We start from the raw sequence: 16,559 nt of genomic DNA, 5'->3' as shown, positions 1-16,559 counted from the left end.
GCCTGCTCGCGAAGGCGTTAGCCCGGTCAACGCTGGTCCTGAGGAAGAAAAAACAAAACCCGCACAAGGCGGGTTTTGTTTTAAAGCGGATCAGGCAATCAGTCAGCCAGACGCCAGGTCGTGCCGCCCTTGCCGTCTTCCAGCACCACGCCCATGGCGGTGAGCTGGTCGCGGATGCGGTCGGATTCGGCCCAGTCCTTGCCGGCACGTGCCGCCAGACGTGCAGCAATCAGCGCGTCGACTTCAGCGGCATCGACACGCCCTTCGGCGCCCGCCTGCAGGAAGTCATCGGCTTCCAGCTGCAACACACCCAGCACGCTCGCCAGTTCTTTCAGACGTGCCGCCAGACCGGCCGCCGCGTCGAGATCGCTCTCGCGCAGACGGTTGATCTCACGCACCATCTCGAACAGCACCGCGCAGGCTTCCGGCGTGCCGAAGTCGTCGTTCATCACCGTGGTGAAACGCTCGACGAAGGCTTCGCCGCCAGCCGGAGCAACGCTCGGCAAGCCTTTCAACGCGTGGTAGAAACGCTCGAGTGCGCCCTTGGCGTCCTTGAGGTTGTCTTCCGAGTAGTTGATCGCGCTGCGGTAGTGGCTCGACACCAGCAGGTAACGCACGACTTCCGGGTGGTACTTGTCGAGCACGTCGCGAATGGTGAAGAAGTTGTTCAAGGACTTGGACATCTTCTCGCCATTGATGCGGATCATGCCGCAATGCATCCACGCGTTCGCGTAGGTCTTGCCGGTGGCCGCTTCGCTCTGGGCGATTTCGTTTTCATGGTGCGGGAACTCCAGGTCGCTGCCGCCGCCATGAATGTCGAAGGTCTCGCCGAGGCAGCAGGTGGACATCACCGAGCACTCGATGTGCCAGCCCGGACGCCCGGCGCCCCACGGCGATTCCCAGCTCGGCTCGCCCGGCTTGGCGGCCTTCCACAGCACGAAGTCCAGCGGGTCTTCTTTCGACTCGTCGACTTCGATGCGCGCGCCGATGCGCAAGTCTTCGATCTTCTTGCGCGACAGCTTGCCGTAGCCCATGAATTTGGCAACGCGGTAGTACACGTCGCCATTGCCCGGAGCATAAGCGAAGCCCTTGTCGATCAGGGTCTGGATCATCGCGTGCATGCCCGGAATGTGATCCGTGGCGCGCGGCTCCATGTCCGGCTTCTTGATGTTCAGGCGCGCTTCGTCTTCGTGCATCGCGGCGATCATGCGTTCGGTCAGCGCTTCGAACGACTCACCGTTCTCGCGGGCACGATTGATGATCTTGTCGTCGATGTCGGTGATGTTGCGCACGTAGGTCAGGTCGTAACCGCTGAACCGCAACCAGCGGGTCACCAGGTCGAACGCGACCATGCTGCGGCCGTGGCCGAGGTGGCAGTAGTCGTACACGGTCATGCCGCACACGTACATGCGCACCTTGTTGCCATCCAGCGGCTTGAAGACTTCTTTGCTCTTGGTGAGCGTGTTGTAGATCGTCAGCACTTTATATTTCCTTGACGCTAAATCACTGGCCCCACGAATCACGCAGGGTCACGGTACGGTTGAATACCGGCTGACCTGGTTTCGAGTCCTTGATGTCAGCAACGAAGTAGCCTTCGCGCTCGAACTGGAAACGGTCCTCCGGCTGTGCATTGCCAAGCGATGGCTCAGCACGACAACCGGTCAGCACTTGCAGTGAGTCAGGGTTGATGTTGTCGAGGAAACTCGCGCTGTCTTCGGCCTTCTCCGGGTTCGGAGAACGGAACAGGCGATCGTACAGACGCACTTCGCACTCGATGCTGGCAGCGGCCGGCACCCAGTGGATCACGCCCTTGACCTTGCGGCCTTCAGGGTTCTTGCCGAGGGTGTCCGGGTCGTACGAGCAACGCAGTTCGACGATGTTGCCGTCGGCGTCCTTGATCGCTTCGTCGGCACGGATAACGTAGCTGCCGCGCAGACGCACTTCGCCGTTCGGCTCCAGGCGCTTGTAGCCCTTTGGCGGTTCTTCCATGAAATCATCGCGGTCGATGTAGATTTCACGGGCGAACGGCAGCTGGCGCACGCCGAGTTCTTCTTTCTGTGGATGACGCGGCAGTTCGAGGTTCTCGACCTGACCTTCCGGGTAGTTGGTGATCACGACTTTCAGCGGGCGCAGCACGCACATGGCGCGCGGGGCATTCGCGTCCAGGTCCTGACGGATGCTGAACTCGAGCATGCCGAAGTCGACCACGCCGTCGGAACGGTTGGTGCCGATCATGTCGCAGAAGTTGCGGATCGACGCCGGCGTGTAGCCACGGCGACGGAAGCCCGACAGCGTCGACATGCGCGGGTCGTCCCAGCCATTGACATGTTTTTCATCGACCAGTTGCTTGAGCTTGCGCTTGCTGGTGATGGTGTAGTTCAGGTTCAGGCGGCTGAACTCGTACTGGCGCGGGTTGGCCGGCACCGGCAGGTTTTCCAGGAACCACTCGTACAGCGGACGATGGCTTTCGAATTCCAGGGTGCAGATCGAGTGGGTGATGCCTTCGATGGCGTCCGACTGACCGTGGGTGAAGTCATAGTTCGGGTAGATGCACCACTTGTCACCGGTCTGATGGTGATGGGCGTGGCGGATGCGGTACATGATCGGATCGCGCAGGTTCATGTTCGGCGAGGCCATGTCGATCTTCGCGCGCAGCACGCGGGCACCGTCCGGGAACTCACCGGCGCGCATGCGCGCAAACCAGTCGAGGTTCTCTTCCACCGAACGGTCGCGGAACGGGCTGTTCTTGCCCGGCTCGGTCAGGCTGCCACGGTATTCCTTGGCCTGCTCAGGGGTCAGGTCGTCGACGTAGGCCTTGCCGGCCTTGATCAGCTCCACCGCCCAGTCGTGCAACTGGTCGAAATACTGCGAGGCGTAACGCACTTCGCCGGACCACTCGAAGCCCAGCCACTTGACGTCGGATTCGATCGCGTCGATGTATTCCTGGTCTTCCTTGGCCGGGTTGGTGTCGTCGAAACGCAGGTGCGTGACGCCGCCGAACTCCTGGGCCAGGCCGAAGTTCACGCAGATCGACTTGGCGTGGCCGATGTGCAGGTAGCCGTTGGGCTCAGGCGGAAAACGGGTGACGATCTGGGTGTGCTTGCCCGAGTCCAGGTCTGCCTGGATGATCGGCCGCAGGAAATTGACCGGCACGGCAGGGCCGGACTTGGCATTCGAGGTAGGGTCGACAGTGGGCTTGCTCATAGGATCCTTGACTTACATGTGCGCGGCCGCAAAGGGGGCCAGACAAAACAAAGCCGCTATCATAGCCGATGCTGTCAAGGGGCTGACAGAGCGCGGCCTATAAAGGCGTGCATTTAATCGACGGGTTTTGGAAAAACAGCCTCGAAATTCGCGCCTGTCACGCTAAACTGCGCACCTTGGCCGATGCAGGCTGAACCGGTTGCGGGGCTGAATGTCCCAGAACCACGAATTCCTTATAAAGAGTAGCGATCATGACTCAAGTCAAACTGACCACCAACTACGGCGACATCGTCATCGAACTGGACGCGGAAAAAGCGCCGATCACCGCGGCCAACTTCATCGAATACGTTAAGAAAGGTCACTACGAGAACGTGGTGTTCCACCGCGTGATCAAGGGCTTCATGATCCAGGGCGGCGGTTTCGAACCTGGCATGCAGGAAAAGAAAGACAAGAGCCCAAGCATTCAGAACGAAGCTGACAACGGTCTGAAGAACGAGAAGTACACCGTTGCCATGGCCCGCACCATGGACCCGCATTCGGCCTCGGCGCAGTTCTTCATCAACGCCACCAACAACAGCTTCCTCAACCACACCGCCAAGACCGCTCAGGGCTGGGGTTATGCCGTGTTCGGTAAAGTGGTTGCCGGTACCGACGTCGTCGACAAGATCGAAGGCGTTGCCACCACTTCCAAGGCCGGCCACCAGGACGTGCCGAAAGACGACGTGATCATCGAGAAAGCCGAGATCATCGAAGCGTGATATTGCTGATTTCAGATTTGCATCTGGAAGAGGAGCGCCCGGACATCACCCGGGCGTTTCTGGATTTGCTCGCCGGACGCGCCCGCTCGGCGAGTGCGTTGTACATTCTCGGCGACTTCTTCGAAGCGTGGATTGGCGACGACGCCATGACGCCCTTCCAGCGTTCCATCTGCCAGGCCCTGCGCCAATTGAGCGACAGCGGCACGGCAATCTTTCTGATGCACGGCAATCGCGACTTCCTGCTCGGCAAGGCCTTCTGCAAAGCAGCCGGCTGTACGCTGTTGAAGGACCCGAGTGTCGTGCAGTTTTACGGCGAGCCGGTGCTGCTGATGCACGGCGACAGCCTGTGCACCCGCGACGAAGCCTACATGAAGCTGCGGCGCTACCTGCGCAACCCGATCACCCTGTTCATCCTGCGCCACCTGCCACTGAGCACCCGCCACAAACTGGCGCGCAAGCTGCGCAGCGAAAGCCGCGCGCAGACGCGGATGAAGGCCAACGACATTGTCGATGTCACGCCGGAGGAAGTTCCGCGGATCATGCAGCAATACGGGGTGAAAACCCTGATTCACGGCCATACCCATCGCCCGGCGATCCACAAGCTGCAGCTCGGCGAGCAGGCGGCGAAGCGGATTGTGCTGGGGGATTGGGATCGTCAGGGTTGGGCGCTGCAGGTGGATGAGAACGGGTTTGCCCTGGCGCCGTTCGACTTTGCCCCGCCACCGGCCCTGCCCGCTCCCGCAATCTAACAGCCAAGATCAAAAGATCGCAGCCTGCGGCAGCTCCTACAAGGAAACGCATTCCAATGTAGGAGCTGCCGCAGGCTGCGATCTTTTAGCGATCACCGCACAATCAATGACCGGAAGCAGCCGGCCCGGCCTTCGCCGCAAACGGTGGCTTCGCCAGCCACACAATCAGAATCAGCCCCATGAACCCCCAGCCCAGCAACGTGAAGTAATCCACGGTGGAGAGCATGTACGCCTGGCTGGTGAGGATCTGATCCATCTGCGCATAAGCCGATTGGCTCGCGCCGCCTAAATGGTTCAAGGTCTCGCGGGTCGCCGGCTCGAAGGTACTGATGCTTTCGCTCATGTACGCATGATGCTGATCGGCGCGGCGGATCCAGATCCACGTGGTCAACGATGCCGCAAAGCTACCGCCCAAGGTGCGCAGGAACGTCGCCAGACCGGCGCCGTCGGCGATCTGGCTCGGTGGCAGGTCGGACATCAGGATGCTCAGGGTCGGCATGAAGAACAGTGCCACGCCAATCCCCATGAACAGTTGCACCAGGGCGATGTGCTGGAAGTCCACCTCGTTGGTGAACTCGGCGCGCATGAAGCAGCTCAAGCCAATCGCGAGGAACGCCAGACCGGCCAGCAGGCGCAGGTCGAACTTGTTCGCGTACTTGCCGACAAACGGCGACAGCAGCACCGGCAGAATACCGATCGGCGCCACGGCCAGACCGGCCCAGGTCGCGGTGTAGCCCATCTGGGTTTGCAGCCACTGTGGCAGGATCAGGTTGATGCCGAAGAACCCGGCGTAACCCAGGACCAGCACCAGCGTACCGATGCGGAAGTTGCGATGGGCGAACAGGCGCAGGTTGACCACCGGGTGCTGGTCGGTCATTTCCCAGATGACGAACACCGCCAGGGCGATCACCGATATCGCCGCACCGATGATGATGAAGTTCGATTCGAACCAGTCCAGGTCATTGCCCTTGTCGAGGATCACCTGCAACGCGCCGACGCCGATGATCAGCGTGATCAGACCGACGTAGTCCATCGGCTGCCGACTGGTTTCCACCGGACGCTTGGCCAGCTGCGAACGCACCACCATCACCGCAAAGATGCCGATCGGTACGTTGATGAAGAAGATCCACGGCCAGCTGTAGCTGTCCGTGATCCAGCCACCGAGAATAGGCCCGGCAATCGGCGCGACCACCGTGACCATCGCCAGCAATGCCAGAGCCATGCCGCGCCTCGCGGGGGGATAGACCGCAATCAACAGGGTTTGCGTCATCGGATACAGCGGCCCGGCCACCAGGCCTTGCAGCACGCGAAAGCCGATCAGTTCCGGCATCGACGTCGAGATACCGCAGAGAAACGAGGCCAGCACGAACAGAATGGTGGCCCACAAAAACAGCTTCACCTCGCCAAAACGCCGACTGAGCCAGCCGGTCAGCGGCAGCGCGATGGCGTTGCTTACGGCAAACGAGGTGATCACCCAGGTGCCCTGCTCCGAACTCACGCCGAGGTTGCCGGAGATGGTCGGCAGCGCCACGTTGGCGATGGTGGTGTCGAGCACTTGCATGAACGTCGCCAGCGACAGGCCGATGGTGCTGAGCAACAGGCTGGGCGGCGTGAAAGAGGCGTTATTGCTCATTGTGAATCCTATGAAACCAGGTTGACGCTGCGTCTGTTAAAGAAGCAGTTGCCCATAAGGAACAGGCTCTTGTGATGAGGAAGTTCCTCTGTGGTGAGGGGATTTATCCCCGATGGTCGCAAAGCGGCCCGTCTTTTGATTCAGAAAAGCCGGGCCTGCTGCGCAGTCCATCGGGGATAAATCCCCTCACCACAGTAAATCTCATCACCTTGAGAACCTGTTCCCACAGGGAAAGATTCAGCGTTGCGCGGTCTTGCTCACCGCAGCGCTGTTGTCGTGGATCAGTTGCGCAATCATCGCGTCGGCTTCAGCCAGTTGGCGGTCGTAGACGTTAGTGCTGAACGAGGCCTTTTGCGGCGGTTGCTGGGCCAGCACCGGACCGCTCTGGTCGTGCAGGTTCACTTCAACGTTGGTCGACAGCCCGACCCGCAGCGGGTGCTTGGCCAGTTCTTCGGCGTTGATGTGAATCCGCACCGGCACACGCTGCACGATCTTGATCCAGTTACCGGTGGCGTTCTGCGCTGGCAACAGAGCGAACGCGCTGCCGGTACCGGCGCCGAGACTGTCGACGGTGCCGCTGTACTTCACGCTGCTGCCGTAGATGTCGGACTCGATGTCCACCGGTTGGCCGATGCGCATGTCACGCAATTGGGTTTCCTTGAAGTTGGCATCGATCCACAGTTGATCCAGCGGAATCACCGCCATCAGCGCAGTGCCCGGCTGTACGCGCTGACCGAGTTGCACGGTGCGCTTGGCGACGTAACCGGTGACTGGCGCGATCAGGGTGCTGCGGGCGTTGGTCAGGTACGCCTGACGCAGATCGGCAGCGGCCGACATCACGTCCGGGTGCGACGAAACCACGGTGTCATCGACCAGCGCGCTGGTAGTTTTCAGTTGTTGCCTGGCGTTGGCCAGGGCGTTTTGCGCCGAGGTCAGATCGTCGCGGGCGTGGGACAGTTCTTCCTGGGAAATCGCCCCGCCAGCAGCGAGGTTTTTCCGCCGGTTGTAGTTGTCCTGAGCCTTCTGCACTTCAGCCTGTTGCGCGTTGACCTGGGCTTTCATGCCGTCAACGTTGCTGTACAGGCCGCGCACCTGACGCACGGTGCGCGCGAGTTTTGCCTGGGCACTTTGCAGGCCGACTTCGGCGTCGTTCGGGTCGAAGTTGACCAGCACCTGACCTTCGTGAACCAGATCACCATCGTCAGCGCCAATGCTGACCACGGTGCCGGTGACCAGCGGCGTGATCTCCACGACGTTGCCGTTGACGTAGGCGTCGTCGGTGCTTTCGTTAAAGCGCCCGATGAATTCGTGATACGCCCAGACGCCGGCACCGGCGAGCAGGACCACGATGGCCAGCACCAGCAGCATGAATTTGCGCTTGCGCGGATTGCCAGTGTCGGGCGTGTTGGCTTGAGTTTGGGTGTTTTCGGCAGTGGCCATGACAAATACCTGAATTAGTTGTGCGACGTGGCTGGGGTGGCGTTGGCTGCGGTCAGGGTTTCACCCTGAAAGCCGCCGCCCAGCGCTTGCATCAGTTGAATCGACAGGTCGATCTGCTCGGCATTGAGGTTGGCCAGCTGACGCTGGGCCTGCAGCAATTGCTGCTCGATGCTGAGCACGTCCAGGTAGTTGCCGATGCCGGAACCGTAACGCTGGACGACGGTGTTGTAAGAATCCTGGGCAATCTCGGTGGCGTGTTGCTGCGCGCCGATCTGCCGACCGATGTCACGCAACTGGTTGATCGTGTCGCTGACATCACCTAGGGCTTTCACCAGGCTTTTGTTGTACTGCGCCACCGCCAGATCGTAATCGGCGTCACGCGCATCGAGGTTGGCGCGCAGGCGCCCGCCGTCGAAGATCGGCACCGAAATGGTCGGGGCGATGCTGAAGAAGCGACTGGCCGACCCGAACATCGCGTCACCCAACAAGGATTCGGCACCGGCCGAGGCCGTGAGGTTCAAGTTGGGATAGAAGCGGGTTTTCGCCGAGTCGATGTCTTTGCTCGCCGCTTCTACGCGCCAGCGCGCAGCGACCAGATCCGGACGCCGACCGAGCAGTTCCGCCGGCAGCACCGACGGCACCGCCACGGCGCTGGCTTGCAGGACTTTCGGCCGGGCGATTTCGTTGCCGCGATCCGGGCCTTTGCCGAGCAGCACGGCCAAAGCGATCTTGGCGCTGTTCAAGCGTTTTTCCGCGTCGATCAGGCTGGCTTCGGAGCTGGCCTCAAGGCTTTGGGTTTGCTGGAACTGGTACTGGCTGTCGATCCCGGCACTCAAGCGACGCTGGCTCAGATCGAGCATCTGTTTGGTGCGCTTGAGGTCGTCGCTGGCCAGGTCGTAGACGATGTGCGCCTGACCCAGATCGCTGTAAGCCCGGGCCACGTCGGCGGCGAGGGTCAACTGCGCAGCCTGACGATCGACTTCGGCGGCGCGGGCCTGACCGAGTGCGGCTTCCCAGGCATCACGCTGGCCGCCCCACAGGTCGAAGTTGTAGTTGAAGCCGGCGCTGACGTTACGCACCGTTGCGTAAGCATCGCCCTGCCCTCGCGGGTCCTGATCCTTGGCCAGACGCGAACGGCTGATGCCGGCGCTGGCGTCGAGGGTCGGATAACGTTCGGCATCGGCGGCATACGCGGCGGCGCTGGCCTGATGGGCGCGGGCTGCAGCGATCTGCATGTCCGGGCTGTCGTGCAGCGCTTCGCGGATCAGCCCGTCGAGTTGCGGATCGCCGAGGCTGGTCCACCAGTCGCTTTTCGGCCAGGCGGCCGGCGACAGGGTCACGCCGTTGAGTGATTGGCTGGCGTTGAGGCTTTTCGCATCGAGGTTTTGGCCTTGAGTGTCGAGGCCGCTGTAGTTGGCGCAACCGGCGAGGATCATCGCCGACAGCAGCAGGGTCAGGCTGCTGCGCAAGGTTTTACCGCTCATTATGTTCACCTAAGCGCTGGATAGTGATCGGGTCACCGGCTGCCAGCAGGATTTTCTTGAGAATGTATTCCAGGGTTTTCAGCTCTTCACGAGAGATGGCGCCGGCCAGTTCATTCATCGCATCGGCGCCGATGTAGGGCAGGCGATCGGCCAGTTGCTGGCCCTGCTCGGTGAGCTTGAGCTGCACCTGACGGCGATCGCCTTCGCTGCGTTGGCGAACCAGGAAACCTTTCTGCTCCAGACGATCGAGCATGCGCGTCATCGAACCGCTGTCCAGCGACAGGTGCCGGCACAGCTCGGCCGGCGTGTCGACGCCGTACTGGGCCATGATGATCAACACCTTGAACTGCGCGGCGGTGATGCCGTGGGGTTCCATGTGGGTGTCGATGATCCGGTCCTTGAGCAGCGCAGCACGGCCCAGCAACAGGCCGAGATGGCAATGTTTGAATTCGTCCGGGGTGAAATGCTTCATGTGCTCACCTAATAACTGCCTAGGCAGTGAATGTATGTCGAGATGTTACTGCCTAGGCAGCGAATGTCAACGCAATAGTTAGGTTGCTTTGTAATTAGTTGACCAGTGGACTGGGTTTTGTGTTTGGCGGGCGGACGCTATCGCTGGCAAGCCAGCTCCCACAGGTTTCTATGGCGTACGTGAATTTTGAGTACACCACTGACCCTGTGGGAGCTGGCTTGCCAGCGATTGGGGCAACTCGGTTTAAAGACGCTCAGGTTTCATCGGAAGGACGGGCAGCCGCCGGCGGCTGGAGGGGATGCACTTCACGCCCGCGCAAGGCCGTCAGCGCATAACCGCAAGCGCGTTTGATCACCGCATACATGCTGTGCCAGCCCGGCGGTGCCGGCTCGATCGCGGCATGCAGCGCCCGGGCGTAATCAAGCAGCAAACCGGGCGTCCAGGCCATCACTTCGGCGCGTTTACGCACCTGCGCCGCCACCCAGAACTCGGGGCTGAGTATCACTCTGGCGAAATCGAGCATGCTCGAATGCCCGCGATTCATCGCCCCTTCAAGGGCTGCTTCGAGGCTGTGGGCGACGGCACTCGAGCAGTTGCGGCTGGTGAGGTTGTATGTGCTGTTCTGTCGATACTCAGCCCAGAACGCCTGCAACCGCCGGGCGTCGTAGTGAGCAAAACTGACCTGAACCGAAGACGGGCACCAGTCCGCCACCTCCCCCGCATAGTCCGGCAGAAACCGCCCGGCGACATCGTTGTTCGGCGTCGCCCGCAGCAAGCGCACGAAATCCCCCGCCGAACGATCGATGTCATCCAGCGGGTAGTGGCTGATGTAAATCTCCGGGCCACATTCCAGCGCCGCGTGACCGGCCGAGATCACGCCGTTGATATCGACTGCGGCGATATAGCGGTTGAGCAGACGGTTGCGCACCAGAGTGTCATCCACGGTGCCGCTGGGTGTCCAGACATGAATGACCAATGCGTCGCTGCTGGCCGGCGCACTGAGCGCAACAGGGTTTGTCAGCGGCGGCAGGTGCCTGAAGCGCACGGCTTGGCGCAACAACGCGCAGCCCGAGAGAAACAGGCTCATGCCGATGCAGAATGGCACCGTGCCCTTGTACAGCGTCGGATACGGCTCAAGGATAAACACGCCAAAGCCGAGTTCGAACAACCCCGCCAGCAGCGACACTTGCCAGCCGACAAAGCGCACCACCACCGCCGCCGCCAGCCGAAAGCCGCCGTCGAGCAGAAACGCCACACCAAACAGCACCGCCAGAATCAGGCTGGCGGCATGTTGCCGGTCGACGATCAGCAGCCCCAGCAAGAGAAATGCCAGACCTCGCGCTTTACGCAGGGCCGCAGCGGTCCCGGTTTGCGGGGCCGGCACCAGCAGCAGGATCAACGCTTCGAGCAACAACAGATAGCCAAAGAGATGCAGCGGAAAATACAAAACGCCATCCAGCGCATCGATGAAGATCGCCACCCCGGCCGCACCCCAGACAATTCCGGTCAGCGCCAGTGCTGACCAACGCTTGCGGACAAAGTCGTTACCGAGCAGGACCATACTCAAGCGGACCATAGGCGCTTCCTGTTGCATTGGGGCAGTTGCAACCTACCGAGCTTTCAGGCTTCGCTGAGTCTAATACATCCTGACATTTCCGAATCGCGAACGCGATTTCTAGGAATCGCCTGATTTCACACGGCAGACTGCGTGTTTAACGTAAGGGCCTCCCTGGCCAACACGTATAGCCTTTTCATGAAGCGATCAAAACTTCAGCGCCCATTGCTCACCCTGGTAGTCATGTGCGCGTCGGACGCGATGGCGGCGAATTGCACATTCATCAATTCTTCGTACACCCAAACGCTCAACTTTGGCGCAAGCCTTGCCAATGGTGGGCTGACAATCCCCGCCGACACACCCGATGGCACAGTGGTCTACCAGGACACCGCGCAGCAATCGAGCGAGCACAACTGGTCGTGCAGTGCAACTTCGCAATACGGCGTGGCAGTCAATCCCGCATTAGGCACACCACCCGGGAGCGTAACGACCTTTCCCATAGGCAAGACCGGGCTCTCGTTCCGTATCTGGATGGATTCGTTAAGTCGCTATGAACCCTCTCCGTATGCGATCAAGCCAAGCCCAGGCAACCACTACCGCGTCGACGCCGGCACAATCCGACTGGAAATCGTCAAGACCGGCCCACTGACGTCGCAAGTCAGGATTGATGCCGGCAATCTGGGCAACCTGCAGTCCAGTGAGCTGATCCTGAACAAATTCAACCTGACCAATGCATTTGTGCTGAATGCGGCCTCCTGCCAAACCCCGACTGTGCCGGTCGCCATGGGCGACGACTATCAACTTCACGAGTTCAGTGAGTCAGGCGCCAAACCGCGTACCGTGCGATTCAACATTGACCTGAACCAGTGCCAGACCGGCATCAACAAGGTCACCTATACGCTCAAGGCCAACACCCCTGTGATCGATGCAGCCAAAGGCATCGTCGCGCTCAACGACAGTTCCACCGCCAAGGGCATCGGCCTGCAATTGATGAACGACACCGGACAGCCCATTGCACTGGGCACCACCTACCCGTTCGGCGCATTCACCACTACTGGCACCAACTTCAAAATTCCTTTATCGGCTTCGTACTACCGTCTGGCGACAGATGAACTCAAGGCCGGCAGCGCCAACACCGAGGTCACCTTCATCGTCAACTACCTTTAAAACTAAGGATCATCTGATGTTCCCGGCACCTGGCCGTCCCTAGAGTGCCGGGATGAGATTGAAGAACTACCTCCACCAGATCAGCCCGATCCTGTCCTCGCCCCACGCGGCGCGTCGCCTGTTGCGCATTTTTGCCCTGGTGCTGCTGGCGGGCATTCTCGGCGGCGTATACAGCTTCCTGTTGTTTACCTTCAACAGTGAAATCTCCCAGCGGCGCAGCTACATGAGCAGCGCCATTGCGGAAGCGCATACTTTTTTCACCACCCGCGAAGCGCTCCTGGAAAGCCTGAGCCTTTCGGCCACGCGCATGGCCCACCCAGATCTGCCGGTCTCCGAGGAAGAGATCCGTCTGTTACTCGGGCAAACGCCGGGCCGCCAATGGAGCATCTGGCTGACCCAACGCATGCGCGACTACCTCAAAGCCCGGCAACTCAACCTGGTCTATGTCAGCAGCGCCCCCCAGCCTCAAGTGTGGCGCCTGTACAACGCGACGCCGGTGCCCAGTGCTTTTCCCCGGGCCACGCTTGAGCAACTGCAAACCCTCAAGCACCACAATCGCGAAAATCTGAAGGAACTCTGGCTGACTCATGCCGCTGACGGGCACTCGCAGTTGTACATATTCATTCGGCTGGACGAGCGCGACATCAACTCCGGCTGGCTCGGTCTGGAGATGGACGACCGCGAAGTCTCCAGCGCCTTGAGCGACCACAGTGCCGGCGAATTCACCATGTTCAACGCGCAAGGCATGCCGCTGTTCAGCAACAGCCACAGACCACCGCCCGGGCAACATCTGCCGCTGCTGCGGCAACAGGATTTTTTCGGTTTTGTCGGTGACGGCTGGCTGCCCGAACAGTTGGTATTGCGCAAGCAGCTGAAATCATCGGATTGGCAGCTCACCTACTCCTTCGATCTGCTCGCGGTACTGTGGGCACTATGGCCGCAAATGCTCGGTGCGCTGCTGTTCTGTCTGCTGAGTGTCAGCCTGGTGTGCCTGCTGACCCGGCGTCTGGAACACCGCGTGATCAACCCGGCCATTCACCGTATTCAGGCACTGGTGGAAAGCGAGCTGTTCAGCCGCGACGTGATCCAGACCGCCCCGGTAGCGCTGTGCGTGCTGCGACGCAGCGACGGCCAGGTGGTGCTGGAAAACACCCTCGCCCGGCAGTGGTTGGGCGGCTGCAGCAAGCAACTGGGTGCAGGCTGGATTCGCGGTGCCTTTGACGCCAGCGAACCTCTCCTGACGGATTATTTCGAGACCGCCGATGGCCGCCACCTGTACCTGAGCTGCGCACCTACCCGCTACAAAGGTGAAGACGTTTTGTTGTGTGCCTTCAGCGACATCAGTGCACGCCGGCAAATCGAAGCGGCGCTGGAACAGGCTCGCCAGTCGGCCGACGCCGCCAACGAGGCGAAGACCTTGTTCCTCGCGACCATGAGCCACGAAATCCGCACCCCGCTTTACGGCGTGCTCGGCACCCTGGAACTGCTCGCCCGTACGCAACTCGATACCCAGCAGAAAGGTTACCTGCACGCCATCGAAGGCTCCTCGGCGACTCTGCTGCAATTGATTTGCGACGTGCTTGATGTTTCGAAAATCGAGGCCGGGCAACTGGCTCTGGAATTGAGCGAGTTTTGCCCGGCGACACTGGTGCAGGAAGTGGTGCAGGGTTACGCGGCGGCGGCGCAAAGCAAAGGTTTGCAACTGTACGCATGCCTTGACTCGCAATTGCCGGACCGGTTGATCGGAGATGTCAGCCGCGTGCGGCAGATCCTCAACAATCTGCTGAGCAACGCGGTCAAGTTCACCGACTCCGGGCGCGTGGTGCTGCGGGTCAAACTGCTCGGTCGCGAAGGTGAACGGGTGTGCCTGCAATGGCAAGTCTCGGACACCGGCAAAGGCATCGCCCATGACGATCAGGCGTTCATTTTCGAACCGTTCTACCAGACTGAAGGCCACACCAACGTAGTGGCCGGCACGGGTCTGGGCCTGCCGATTTGTCAGCGGCTGACGCACTTGATGAACGGAAGCCTGCGCGTGGTCAGCGAGCCGGGACTGGGCAGCAGTTTTTCCTTGAGCGTGCCGCTGGAGCAACCCTCCTCAGGCGCCTCCATTATCGCTTTGCCGGAATTGGCGGCAGACATCGTTTATGTGGTATCGCCCATCCGCGAACTGGCCGACAGCATCAGCGGCTGGTTGCGCCGCTGGGGCGCGCGTCCACAAATCGGTGCACCTGACAGCCAGGAAGCTGGCGCGACGGCTGTACTGCTGGAGCTGCATCCCGCACCCTGCGGACAGTTTTCGAACCCGGCATGGTACGGGCCGCGCGTACTCGCCAGCAGCGACGGCGCCCACGAACCGCAGTTCAGCGGAGACGGCTGGAAAGTTAATCTGAACGATCTGGCCGCGATCCAGCGCGCGGTCAGCCAGGCTCAGGGCGGCGCGACCGCCCCGCATCCACAGCATCGAAAAACCCATACGTTACGACCATTACAACTATACATACTGGTGGCAGAAGACAACGTCATCAATCAGTTGATCCTGCGCGATCAGCTCGAAGAGCTCGGCTGCACCGTGACATTGGCCAGCGATGGCGAAGAAGCCTTGTCGCTCTGGCGCGAAGGCGCGTTCGACATTGTCCTCACCGACGTCAACATGCCCCGGCTCAACGGCTACGAATTGACCGCAGCCCTGCGCCATGCCGGCTGTGTCACCCCGATCATCGGCGCCACCGCCAACGCCCTGCGCGGCGAAGATGCCTTGTGTCTGGCGGCCGGGATGAATCACTGTCTGGTCAAACCTTTTACGCTGCGAGCCTTGTCCGCGATCCTGGCTCCCTACGAACGAGTTGCTCATGAAGCCCTGTAGCATTTTGATTGTCGAAGACCACCCCTTCCAGCACCTGTATTTGCAGAACCTGTTCAGCGAGTTGGGTGACTTCGATCTGGCGTGCGCCAGGGACGGCGAAGAAGCATTGGACTGCCTGAAACAACGCGACTTCGATATGGTCCTTACCGACCTGTTGATGCCGGGCATGGACGGTGTGCAATTCATTCAGAGCCTCGCCGCGCAACGCTCACGCCCGGCACTGGCGATCATGAGCGCCGCTTCACGACGAATGTTGATGGGCGCGAGCCTGGTGGCGAGCAACCTGCAAGTGAAAGTCATCGGGCTGATTTCCAAACCGGTGAATGCCGCCGCCCTGCGCTGCCTGATCGATCAATTGCAGGCACTGCGCCAAAGCGCCCCGGCGGCGAGCCATCCCGGCATTGATCGCCAGAGTATTCGCAACGCCCTCGACAACGGTGAACTGCAAGCCTGGTTTCAACCGAAGAAGGCTTTGAGCAATGGCCGGATCGTCGCCGCCGAAGCGCTGGTACGCTGGAATCACCCTGAACATGGCACGCTGTTACCCGGGGTATTTTTGCCGGCGTTGATTGCGTTCGGTCTCGAAGAGCCTCTGCTCTGGTGCGTGCTGAAACAGGCGATCGCCGCCCAAGCGACTTGGCGCGAACAGGGCTATGACATTCCGGTCTCGGTCAACCTGCCCACGCACTTGCTCAACAGCCACGACCTGCCCGACCGCATTCTCGCGTTCGTTCTGACCCATCAAGGCCTGCCCGCGCGGATCTGTTTCGAGTTGATGGAGTGCTCGGTGCCCGACGACATCAGCAATTTCTACGCTGGCGCCTGCCGCTTGCGGATCAAAGGTTTTGGTCTGTCGCAGGACGATTTTGGCAAAGGCTACAGCTCGTACATGAACCTGGTGTCGGCACCGTTCACCGAACTGAAAATCGACCGCGCGCTGGTGCAAGGCTGCAACGCCAACGCCGAACTCGCGCAAGCCCTGACCAGCATTGTCAGCCTCGGTCGCCAACTGGGCCTGACCGTAGTCGCCGAAGGCGTGGAAACCGCGCAAGAACTTGCCCTATTGCGTAAAATCGACTGCACTCAGGTTCAGGGTTTCCTGATCTCCCATGCCGTTTCAGCCGATCAGTTCCAGCACTTGCTGACCCACGACGGGCCGGCGACTGCCTATTGAGCGGCACGTGGCGGTTATTGAACGTCGCTCGCTACCGAGGTCACTGTGTCCCAAGGC

Annotated in this window: 12 protein-coding genes; 5 read left to right on the top strand and 7 right to left on the bottom strand. The window is 60.7% G+C overall.

The features are described from left to right. Nucleotides 1-98: 98 nt before the first annotated feature. Complete coding sequence (cysS, locus tag ACYZUM_RS06975; RefSeq protein WP_047291685.1) at nucleotides 99-1,481, bottom strand: cysteine--tRNA ligase; 1,383 nt, start codon at nucleotides 1,479-1,481, stop codon at nucleotides 99-101. 22 nt (nucleotides 1,482-1,503) lie between these two features. Next, on the bottom strand, nucleotides 1,504-3,204 hold the full coding sequence (locus ACYZUM_RS06970; RefSeq protein ID WP_047291683.1) for a glutamine--tRNA ligase/YqeY domain fusion protein: 1,701 nt from the start codon (nucleotides 3,202-3,204) through the stop codon (nucleotides 1,504-1,506). 251 nt (nucleotides 3,205-3,455) lie between these two features. Between ACYZUM_RS06970 and ACYZUM_RS06965 the strand changes: the two genes are divergently transcribed. Next, nucleotides 3,456-3,962, top strand: a complete 507-nt coding sequence (locus tag ACYZUM_RS06965) for a peptidylprolyl isomerase (protein WP_027614639.1) — start codon at nucleotides 3,456-3,458, stop codon at nucleotides 3,960-3,962. After that, nucleotides 3,959-4,711, top strand: coding sequence for a UDP-2,3-diacylglucosamine diphosphatase (gene lpxH / locus ACYZUM_RS06960; protein ID WP_108182319.1), 753 nt, complete (start codon nucleotides 3,959-3,961; stop codon nucleotides 4,709-4,711). The genes ACYZUM_RS06965 and lpxH overlap by 4 nt, the downstream gene beginning before the upstream one ends. Before the next feature lie 103 nt (nucleotides 4,712-4,814). On the opposite strand, the gene ACYZUM_RS06955 is transcribed toward lpxH, so the two are convergent. The 5 genes from ACYZUM_RS06955 to ACYZUM_RS06935 form a co-directional block, all read right to left on the bottom strand. Next, nucleotides 4,815-6,344 (bottom strand): DHA2 family efflux MFS transporter permease subunit, encoded by a 1,530-nt coding sequence (locus ACYZUM_RS06955; protein ID WP_027614637.1) that lies wholly within the window; start codon nucleotides 6,342-6,344, stop codon nucleotides 4,815-4,817. A gap of 237 nt (nucleotides 6,345-6,581) precedes the next feature. Next, nucleotides 6,582-7,784, bottom strand: a complete 1,203-nt coding sequence (locus ACYZUM_RS06950) for an HlyD/EmrA/EmrK family protein (protein WP_108182318.1) — start codon at nucleotides 7,782-7,784, stop codon at nucleotides 6,582-6,584. 14 nt (nucleotides 7,785-7,798) lie between these two features. After that, nucleotides 7,799-9,268 carry an efflux transporter outer membrane subunit gene (locus ACYZUM_RS06945; RefSeq protein WP_108182317.1) on the bottom strand — a complete coding sequence of 490 codons (1,470 nt, stop codon included), beginning with the start codon at nucleotides 9,266-9,268 and terminating at the stop codon, nucleotides 7,799-7,801. Further along, nucleotides 9,258-9,740, bottom strand: a complete 483-nt coding sequence (locus ACYZUM_RS06940; RefSeq protein ID WP_041073261.1) for a MarR family winged helix-turn-helix transcriptional regulator — start codon at nucleotides 9,738-9,740, stop codon at nucleotides 9,258-9,260. The genes ACYZUM_RS06945 and ACYZUM_RS06940 overlap by 11 nt, the downstream gene beginning before the upstream one ends. Nucleotides 9,741-9,993: 253 nt before the next feature. Then, nucleotides 9,994-11,316 carry a DUF308 domain-containing protein gene (locus tag ACYZUM_RS06935; protein WP_108182316.1) on the bottom strand — a complete coding sequence of 441 codons (1,323 nt, stop codon included), beginning with the start codon at nucleotides 11,314-11,316 and terminating at the stop codon, nucleotides 9,994-9,996. A 177-nt stretch (nucleotides 11,317-11,493) separates the two neighbouring features. Between ACYZUM_RS06935 and ACYZUM_RS06930 the strand changes: the two genes are divergently transcribed. Genes ACYZUM_RS06930 through pvrR form a run of 3 tightly spaced genes read left to right on the top strand, consistent with a single transcriptional unit; the run spans nucleotide 11,494 to nucleotide 16,502 of the window. Next, complete coding sequence (locus tag ACYZUM_RS06930) at nucleotides 11,494-12,462, top strand: fimbrial protein (protein ID WP_108182315.1); 969 nt, start codon at nucleotides 11,494-11,496, stop codon at nucleotides 12,460-12,462. 52 nt (nucleotides 12,463-12,514) lie between these two features. Then, nucleotides 12,515-15,328 carry an ATP-binding protein gene (locus tag ACYZUM_RS06925; protein WP_108182314.1) on the top strand — a complete coding sequence of 938 codons (2,814 nt, stop codon included), beginning with the start codon at nucleotides 12,515-12,517 and terminating at the stop codon, nucleotides 15,326-15,328. Then, nucleotides 15,315-16,502, top strand: coding sequence for a response regulator cyclic di-GMP phosphodiesterase PvrR (gene pvrR / locus ACYZUM_RS06920; protein WP_108182313.1), 1,188 nt, complete (start codon nucleotides 15,315-15,317; stop codon nucleotides 16,500-16,502). The genes ACYZUM_RS06925 and pvrR overlap by 14 nt, the downstream gene beginning before the upstream one ends. The last annotated feature ends 57 nt before the right edge of the window (nucleotides 16,503-16,559 follow it).

The organism is Pseudomonas sp. m6p, assembly GCF_055760375.1.
The sequence above is the reverse complement of the archived record's forward strand: the minus strand, read 5'-3'. Positions and strand labels throughout refer to the sequence as shown.

Excerpts from the sequence above, each read along its gene's own strand:
- ACYZUM_RS06970 (WP_047291683.1), bottom strand. The coding sequence starts at position 3,204 with ATGAGCAAGCCCACTGTCGACCCTACCTCGAATGCCAAGTCCGGCCCT.
- ACYZUM_RS06925 (WP_108182314.1), top strand. The coding sequence starts at position 12,515 with ATGAGATTGAAGAACTACCTCCACCAGATCAGCCCGATCCTGTCCTCG.
- ACYZUM_RS06945 (WP_108182317.1), bottom strand. The coding sequence starts at position 9,268 with ATGAGCGGTAAAACCTTGCGCAGCAGCCTGACCCTGCTGCTGTCGGCG.
- ACYZUM_RS06935 (WP_108182316.1), bottom strand. The coding sequence starts at position 11,316 with ATGGTCCGCTTGAGTATGGTCCTGCTCGGTAACGACTTTGTCCGCAAG.
- ACYZUM_RS06950 (WP_108182318.1), bottom strand. The coding sequence starts at position 7,784 with ATGGCCACTGCCGAAAACACCCAAACTCAAGCCAACACGCCCGACACT.
- ACYZUM_RS06955 (WP_027614637.1), bottom strand. The coding sequence starts at position 6,344 with ATGAGCAATAACGCCTCTTTCACGCCGCCCAGCCTGTTGCTCAGCACC.
- ACYZUM_RS06930 (WP_108182315.1), top strand. The coding sequence starts at position 11,494 with ATGAAGCGATCAAAACTTCAGCGCCCATTGCTCACCCTGGTAGTCATG.
- ACYZUM_RS06965 (WP_027614639.1), top strand. The coding sequence starts at position 3,456 with ATGACTCAAGTCAAACTGACCACCAACTACGGCGACATCGTCATCGAA.
- ACYZUM_RS06940 (WP_041073261.1), bottom strand. The coding sequence starts at position 9,740 with ATGAAGCATTTCACCCCGGACGAATTCAAACATTGCCATCTCGGCCTG.
- pvrR (WP_108182313.1), top strand. The coding sequence starts at position 15,315 with ATGAAGCCCTGTAGCATTTTGATTGTCGAAGACCACCCCTTCCAGCAC.